This window comes from Acinetobacter sp. WU_MDCI_Abxb74 (assembly GCF_025513915.1).
GTDB classification, from domain to species: Bacteria; Pseudomonadota; Gammaproteobacteria; order Pseudomonadales; family Moraxellaceae; genus Acinetobacter; species Acinetobacter calcoaceticus_C.
The window spans coordinates 42773-48900 of the sequence record NZ_JAHPRP010000016.1 but is presented as its reverse complement, the minus strand read 5'-3'; the positions used below and the strand labels follow the sequence as shown (position 1 = coordinate 48900).

The window sequence follows — 6128 nt, the reverse complement described above, 5'->3', positions numbered from 1 at the left end:
CAATCAATGATAATATTTCGATCAATCAATCAGTAAAAATCCACACAAGTTGTTCTTCATAATCTCTTAATGATCTTTCTGCTCTTCGTCAGAGACAGAATTCAACGCAATACCAAGTTTTCATCTTAACCCTGTAAGCTAAGATATTCTCATGTATCGCGTCGGGATGAGTGCATTATAGGGGAAAAAAATTAGTACGCAAGGACTTTTCCAAACACATGCACTCGACCGTCTCTTTTTTACTCAAATAAATTAACAATAAAGCTTAATTTAAGCATATATCATTGATATAAAACAAAAAACTATATGGAATTTATTTTCATTCTTTTTTGATTTTGATATCTATTATCTTAATAGATTGTTTAGGTACGTTCTGATGCGCTCCATCATTGGTTGTTGGCACTTTTACAATGCGGTCAACGACATCCATACCTTTAACCACTTTTCCGAAAACTGCATAACCCGCATTACCCGCTGAGCGATTTAGAAAACTATTATCAGCAACATTAATAAAGAACTGACTAGTAGCTGAATCAGGATTTGCGGTACGAGCCATTGCTAAGGTTCCGCGTGTGTTAGCAATTCCATTTCCAGCTTCGTTCTTAATTGGTGCTCGAGTAGTTTTTTCCTGCATATTTGCAGTAAGTCCACCACCCTGTACCATGAATCCAGGAATTACGCGGTGGAAGATCGTATCTTTATAAAAGTTCGACTTTATATAGCTTTTAAAATTCTTCACACTGATTGGAGCTTTCTCATCATAAAGCTGTATTTCAATGTTGCCTGAATTCGTTTGCATTTCAACTAAAGTGTCAGCCCAGACTGAATGACTGCTTAAACCCAAGCAACATAGCATTAATAATTTTTTCATATCTTCCTACAGTAAAATGCAAAGCTTAATAAAGGTTAAATTTAATCGTCTATATAAAAGAATTCTAGTGAGTATTTATTATCTTTTATTTAAAGCCTTATATTTTAGATTTGAGTATAAGCCCACGTTCCACGTGAAACATGGACCAAACTTTTATTTAGCTATTTTTATCCCAAAATTTTCTAAAGTTTTTACTGAACTCGATGGTGTAGCGTTTGGCCTTTTTAGAAATAGGCGTCAAATTTATAAATCCATGAGTTTGATCTGCGTATTCTTCATAATGCATTTTGACGCCATTTTGGCGTAGCTTATAACTATAGATTTTTCCTTCATCATGTAATACGTCATGCCCAGCAGTAATCACAAAAGCCGGTGGATTCTTTTTCAAGTTACCATAGGTTGGAGAAATAATAGGATCGTCTAACTCTACATTATGCTGAGTTGCATAATATTGAGTGACATTATTGATATCTTTATCTGTTAAAACTAATCCTTCGTTATAGGCATAGAAGGATGGATGTCGGCTCTTGAAATCCACTGCAGGGTAAATAAGAAGTTGTGCCTGTGGAGCATACGGTTTATTTACTGATCTTTGAGCCACGACTGTACTGATGTTTCCACCTGCACTATCACCTGCTACAGCAATTCGACCTTTTAATATTTTTAATTGTCTACGATTTTGATATACCCAAGCCAAAGCATCTTCACAGGATTGGATTAAATGTTGAGGAGAAACCTCAGGTGCAAGAGGATAATCAATACTGAGTACTTGTACTTTTGCATATTTTGCCAATATACGACAAACCTCATCATGAGTATCTAAACCACCAACAACAAACCCTCCTCCATGATAGAAAACAAGAAGAGGTAATTTTTTACTAGGTGCCGGATGATAGTGTCTTGCGAAAACAGTTCCGCTTTGAAGAGGTAACCGAATATCTTCTACTGAATCAATATCTGTTGATTTCTGGCGTATAGCCAGCATTTGAGTATCGAACAGCCTTCTAGATTCAATTGGGTCTGAACCAATGAAACCGATACGACCCTGTTTAATTTGTACAGCCATCATACATTTAGTAAATGAGTCGAGATCTGGATATTGGTAAGAATATCCAAGAATTTTGGCAAGTGATTCTTGAGCCAATCGAGGTAACTTATCAAGAGCTCGAGCAGCGGGCCCTTGGCCCTTATCTAGCAATGTTTGAATTTTTTGATTGAATGCTGTCATGCCTATCTCCATGAATTCCTCTTATCCTTCATATTTTCTACAGAATTCTGTTGTTATTTGACTATATTCGCATACAACTCATGTAATCAAGATACAAAGGTAAAACCCAAATTACGCTAATCTGATTTAAAGCAAATGTCATTAACAAATGTGTCACTTAAAACAGGACTTTTTTGCCAATTATTGTTACCAGACAAAAAGAGGTACGGTTATGTCAACAAAATTAATAGTTACTTTATTAGCAACCAGTCTTTTAACTGTAGGCTGTGTGGCTTATACGGATGACCCTTCTTATCGTGGTGGTTATGGTTACCATGATACTAATCGCTATGATCGCAATGATGGACGTCGATATAATGATTGGGAACGAAAACGTTGGGAAGAACGTCAAAGAATATATGAACAACAACGAAGAGTTGCTCGCGAACAGGACCGAAACCGTCATGAATGGGATAAAAGACGCCATGACGAGGATAAAAAACACCGTGATGACGATAAAAGACGCCACGAATGGGATAAAAAACGGGTAGAAGATCGTGATCATAATCATCGAGATTATCGTCATGATGACTAAATTCTTTACTATATAAAAAGCCCCAATAAGCTACGTCTTTTGGGGCTTTTTTGAGAATTCTAAACTCTCTTAATTATAGAATAATGAGTAGCAGCTCATTTCATATATAAATCGGCATCTTGAATATATGTATTCTATAATCTTTTAGCTGTTCTTATCGCTAAGAATTACTGAGCAGTTGCAGAACCTGAAACTGAACCTGAAGCCCCAGCATCAACTTGACTTGGTTGTGCTTGGCCAGAAACGCCAGCATCAACACCTACACCAGCTTCTACGCCAGATGGGCTAGCACTTGTTTGAGCAGAACCCGATGCATTTAAACCAGCTTCAGATGCACAACCAACAGCTGTAAAAGCAACACCAGCAAGTACTGCAGAGATAAGACCTAATTTTTTCATAATCGTTTTCCTTTCATTACGACAAACACTTAAATGCAAAGTTCATCTTCGCGCTGCCTATAATTCACAATTTTTTTTTCTGGCGTGCGTATCATTGGTTGTCTTTTGTAGTAATAGAAGTACAAATTGTGCAATTTTTTATTAAATTCACTTCCCTACCCTTACTCCTATCTTTTATATAAATGCTTGAGGCTAAGCTTTTGTTTAACTTTATCAATTTCTAATTTTTACACTGCCCTTTTTATTGGCTTAAAAAATTTCTCTTTATAGAAACGCAATATAAGGTACGTAGACTGTTACAGAGATTTTTCGCTTAAAAAATCCTCTTTCCCACAAAAAAGCCGTGTATAGATCACGGCTTTTTTAAAAATTTAAGATATATGGCTTTAAATTATGGCCATTGCATCTCGCCTTTTACAACTTTTGCACCTAACTCGAGGCTATCCACACTTTTTAAGGCTGGATATTGTTTTTGCATGAGCTGACTCAATTCGCTAGCATTCTTACTTACTTTGGCTGCTTTCTCATAATTCTTGAGATAATCGATCGAAAAGTTAACTGCATTCAAACCTTGTGGAGCGCCCTCAACCATATGGGCAGGAACTACCGTTTGAGGTTGAAGAGCTTTGATACTTTCTAGAGATTGAATCACTTCAGCACGATCTTTAGTTTTAGGAGTATCTGCCATCCATAAATGGATACCTGAAGATACTGGAATACCGCCTACTACTGCTTTTGCAGAAGGAATCCACAAATAAGTAAGATCCTTTTTACCTTTAATTTCAATTGCTTCATTCTCAAGTTTTAAAGTTTTGGCAGTGTAAGCTTTAGGCACAATAATTTGGCTAGGTGCATTGGCACCCATCTGTGGTCCCCAATATTTCACTTTCAGTGCTTGAGTATCTTGAATATGTTTAACGGTTTCCGGAGTTGCAATGATTTGTACATTCGGAAAATATTGTTTAAATACATCTAATCCGAAATAGAAGTCTGGGTCACCATAACTTACGAAAATTGTTTTTAAAGTTTTACCACTATCAAGGATATCAGCAGCAATACGTAATGCTTCAGATTTTGAGAATTGTGCATTCACTAATAGAACTTCTTTATCACCTTCAATTAAAGTGGAAGTCACTCCAAAATGTTCTGGTTTAGCCAGAAAATTCTGGATTTTTAGATCCTGTGCAAAAGCTGAGGAAGCCATCGTTAAAGCTGTGGCAGTTGCTAGGGCTGAAGCAGTTATTTTAAAAAGTTTCATTGTGTATTCTCCAATTTCATAAAGAACACTTTAAATTGCAATTCCTGCAAGATAAATGCCCAAAATTAAGATAAACTGTTGCATATATTGTAATAATGATAAAGCATATGGATACTTTAAAAGCCATACAGGTCTTTGTTTCTATTGCTCAGCACGGCAATTTGACCAAAGCCGCCGAACACCTTAATTATTCCCGTGCCATGGTTTCTCGCTATCTTGAACACCTAGAGCATACATTCTCAACTCGACTATTTCAGCGGAATACCCGAAAAATATCTCTCACTTCAGCCGGTGAAAAAGCCCTACTCTACTGCGAAAATATTTTACAACAACAACAACTTCTACAAGAGCTGGCAGCACCCGAACAACATAACGGTACGATTCGCTTTACCTGTGGTTTATTTTTATTTCAATTGGGTGTTGGGGAATGTATTCGTCAATTTAAAAAACAACATCCACATATTCAATTTGACGTATATCTTACTGAAAATACAATTGACTTGATTGATGCACAGGTCGATTTAGCCTTGCGTATAACGCAAAAAGTTGCAGATGGATTAATTGCGAGACCAGTCTGTCAGATCGAATCGATATTTTGTGCCCATCCAGACTATTTAAAAGAGCATAGTCCCCTCTCTCACCCAAGACAACTTATTCAATATGAATGTTTAACTCACCATAGCCAACATCAATTTTGGACACTTTTTGATGAAGAACAACAACCGCAGAATTATCCTTTAAACGTCACCTTTAAAAGTAATGATGTAAATGCTGTTTATGATATGTGTCTACATGCCCAAGGTGTGGCTATGTTGCCGTCACTATTAGTTAAAAAAGATTTAAAAGAAAAACGACTAATTCCTTTATTTAAAAACTTTTCAGCTCCGGAATTAAGCCTGTCAGTGGTATATGCATCTAGGCAACATTTACCCAAAATAACGCAGGAATTTATTGCTTTTATGATCGAAAATTTAGATTTTTACTTAAAACCGCAAAATTAAAAGTTTTAAATTGCCGTGTACGCTTGAATTTTTAGGCAATGCCCATACTTCATCCCTATTAATGAATTACAGCATATGCATGGCAGTTCAGGTTTTACACAGTAAATACTGATGCCAAAAGGACTGTACATGTTTAAAAACCCATTTAAACGGAGATCATCAATGGCTAATGAGCAAAATGAGCAAGCTCAAGACATTCAACACGAGCAAGCAGAGCAATCTAATGAGCAAACTCAGGCTGAAGGTGGAGAGCAAGCAAACGATGTTACCGTTGAATCTTTACAAGCGCAAATCACTAAATTAGAAGAAAGTCTTAAACTTGAAAAAGCACGTACAGCAAATGCTGTTTACGAAGCACAAAAGAGTGTAGAGCGTATTCAACGTGAGTCTGAAAAGCATAAGGAAACTGTGCTTGAAAAATTTGCAAAAGAATTACTGGATTCTGTAGACAATCTAGAGCGCGCAATTCAAGCGGCGGGTGATGAAGAAACACCGGTACTTGAAGGTATTAAATTAACCTTGAAGTCACTGTTAACTGCGCTTGAAAAATTTGGCGTTGTAGAAGCTGACACTAAGAATGGTTTCAATGCAGATTTACATCAAGCAGTCGGTATTGATCCAAATGCTAAAGCGAATGAAATCGGTACTGTTTTACAAAAAGGCTATACCTTAAATGGCCGCTTATTGCGCCCTGCTATGGTTATGGTCGGTCAATAAGTAAATTTTTGAGAGTTTTTAGATTTTTTTTAGCTAAAATGCTTGAAAAAAATAGATTCACTCTCATATCGGATAACAAGC

General features: G+C 36.5%; 6 protein-coding genes and 1 pseudogene. 3 read left to right on the top strand and 4 right to left on the bottom strand.

Features of this window, described 5'->3' with window-relative positions; all coding sequences use genetic code 11:
• Positions 1 to 319 precede the first annotated feature (319 nt).
• Positions 320 to 871, bottom strand: a complete 552-nt coding sequence (locus KTH84_RS18255; RefSeq protein ID WP_262474625.1) for a peptidylprolyl isomerase — start codon at positions 869 to 871, stop codon at positions 320 to 322.
• A gap of 157 nt (positions 872 to 1028) precedes the next feature.
• Positions 1029 to 2099 (bottom strand): alpha/beta hydrolase, encoded by a 1071-nt coding sequence (locus KTH84_RS18250; RefSeq protein ID WP_262474623.1) that lies wholly within the window; start codon positions 2097 to 2099, stop codon positions 1029 to 1031.
• Between the two features lie 211 nt (positions 2100 to 2310).
• Between KTH84_RS18250 and KTH84_RS18245 the strand changes: the two genes are divergently transcribed.
• The gene (locus tag KTH84_RS18245) at positions 2311 to 2673 is read left to right on the top strand and encodes a hypothetical protein (protein ID WP_262474621.1); all 363 of its coding nucleotides are present in this window, start codon (positions 2311 to 2313) and stop codon (positions 2671 to 2673) included.
• Between the two features lie 167 nt (positions 2674 to 2840).
• Here the strand turns inward: KTH84_RS18245 and KTH84_RS18240 are convergent, their stop codons facing one another.
• Both KTH84_RS18240 and KTH84_RS18235 read right to left on the bottom strand, forming a co-directional pair.
• Positions 2841 to 3071, bottom strand: coding sequence for a hypothetical protein (locus KTH84_RS18240; RefSeq protein ID WP_262474619.1), 231 nt, complete (start codon positions 3069 to 3071; stop codon positions 2841 to 2843).
• A 391-nt stretch (positions 3072 to 3462) separates the two neighbouring features.
• On the bottom strand, positions 3463 to 4329 hold the full coding sequence (locus KTH84_RS18235) for an MBL fold metallo-hydrolase (RefSeq protein WP_262474617.1): 867 nt from the start codon (positions 4327 to 4329) through the stop codon (positions 3463 to 3465).
• Positions 4330 to 4436: 107 nt separating this feature from the next.
• Here KTH84_RS18235 and KTH84_RS18230 point away from each other — a divergent pair.
• Positions 4437 to 5365 (top strand): annotated as a pseudogene (locus KTH84_RS18230) (LysR family transcriptional regulator).
• A 127-nt stretch (positions 5366 to 5492) separates the two neighbouring features.
• On the top strand, positions 5493 to 6047 hold the full coding sequence (grpE, locus tag KTH84_RS18225; protein ID WP_133976072.1) for a nucleotide exchange factor GrpE: 555 nt from the start codon (positions 5493 to 5495) through the stop codon (positions 6045 to 6047).
• Positions 6048 to 6128: the final 81 nt, after the last annotated feature.